This is a genomic window from Gordonia sp. NPDC003950, assembly GCF_053605205.1.
In genome coordinates, this window is record NZ_JBSGIT010000062.1 from 1 (window position 1) to 1,558 (window position 1,558).

The window sequence follows — 1,558 nt, forward strand, 5'->3', positions numbered from 1 at the left end:
CAACGCGCGCGCCTTGACCTCCGGATCGATCTTCTTGGGCATGTGCTCATCCTTCCTGACTCAAAAGGAAGCGGCACGAAACCTAGGGGGATTCACCGCGGGAACGCCCGTCCTCGTCGACACCGATGGAGGTCTGGACGACGTCGTCGCCTTACGTGCGCTGGCGGCGACCGGCAGATTGTGGGGTGTCACATCGACGTGGGGAAACGTGTCGGCGCCGGCGGCCGCGCGGAACGCGAGTCTCGCGGTACCGACCGTCCCGGTGTGGTCCGGCGCGAAGCGACCGCCGCCACGGTGGCGACCGTCGGCGGTTCATGGCCACGACGGTCTTGGGGATGGCGTGTCCCCCGTGAACCGGTCCGGTTCGTTTTAGAGTCCTGATTGCCCTGATGAGGGCACGAAGGGACGATAGGGATCATGGCAGGACGTAAGCGTCACTCGGCGGAAGACATCGTGCGCAAGTTGCGCCGGGCAGACGAGCTGGCCGCCGAAGGCAAGACCGGCGAGGAGATCGCCGCCGACCTCGAGGTGTCGGCGGCGACCCTGTACAACTGGCGCCGCCAGTACGGCGGCATGGACGGCGACGCCGCCAAAGAACTCAAAGAACTGCGCGAACAGAACAGCCGGCTCAAGCGGCTACTCGCCGACGCCGAACTCGAGAAGGACGCGCTGCGGGAGATCGCGAAGGGAAAATTCTGAGCCCGACCGCCAAACGCGCCGCTATCGACATGCTCAAAGACGTGATGAACATGTCAGAACGCAAGGCGTGCAAGGTTGTTGGGCTCGCCCGCTCCGCCTATCGGCAGCTACCTCAAGCACAGACACCCGCCGACCCCGACGCCGGCCTGCGTGAGCAGCTACGGACCTACGCCCGCAAGAATCCCCGTCATGGGTTTCGACGTGCGTGGGCGTGGCTGCGTTTCGACGAGGGCGATGAGGTCAACAAGAAGAAAGTCCACCGGTTATGGAAGGACGAAGGATTGCAGGTGCGCCGCGCTCCGCGCCGTAAACGGGCTGGCCAGTCGTCGGTACCGATCATGGTCGCCGATGCACCGAAAGTGGTGTGGGCATTGGACTTTCAGTTCGACTCCACCGTCGACGGGCACAAGATCAAGATCGCGTCGATGGTCGATGAACACACCCGCATGTCGCTGCTGGACATCGTGGACCGCTCGATCACCGCCGAGCGACTGATCGAGGAGTTGAAGAAGGTCTTCGCGATCTGGGGCGGCCCGCCGATGGTGCTGCGCATGGACAACGGCCCTGAGTTCATCTCCGAGGCCCTGCGCGCGTTTTGTGCAGGGTCGGTGGGGATCGCCTACATTCCGCCCGGCACGCCGTGGAACAACGGGTTCATCGAGTCGTTCAACAACCGGCTGCGCGATGAGTGTTTGAACCGCAACTGCTGGCCCACCCTGTTGGAGGCGCGCGTGGTCATCGGCGACTTCAAAGACGACCACAACCTGAATCCCCCTAGGTTTCGTGCCGCTTCCTTTTGAGTCAGGAAGGATGAGCACATGCCCAAGAAGATCGATCCGGAGGTCAAGGCGCGCGCGTT

General features: G+C 63.5%; 2 protein-coding genes and 1 pseudogene. All 3 read left to right on the forward strand.

Annotation, left to right across the window (positions count from 1 at the left end; translation table 11 throughout):
* Window positions 1–40: 40 nt before the first annotated feature.
* The 3 genes and pseudogenes from ACWETB_RS23825 (at window position 41) to ACWETB_RS23835 (ending at window position 1,499) form a co-directional block, all read left to right on the forward strand.
* A complete protein-coding gene (locus ACWETB_RS23825) occupies window positions 41–373 on the forward strand; it encodes a nucleoside hydrolase (RefSeq protein ID WP_452214062.1) in 333 nt (110 codons plus the stop codon).
* Between the two features lie 44 nt (window positions 374–417).
* Window positions 418–585, forward strand: a pseudogene (locus ACWETB_RS23830) (transposase); the annotation flags it as partial.
* Window positions 552–1,499, forward strand: coding sequence for an IS3 family transposase (locus ACWETB_RS23835; RefSeq protein WP_452214064.1), 948 nt, complete (start codon window positions 552–554; stop codon window positions 1,497–1,499). The pseudogene ACWETB_RS23830 and the gene ACWETB_RS23835, both read left to right, overlap by 34 nt.
* Window positions 1,500–1,558 lie beyond the last annotated feature (59 nt).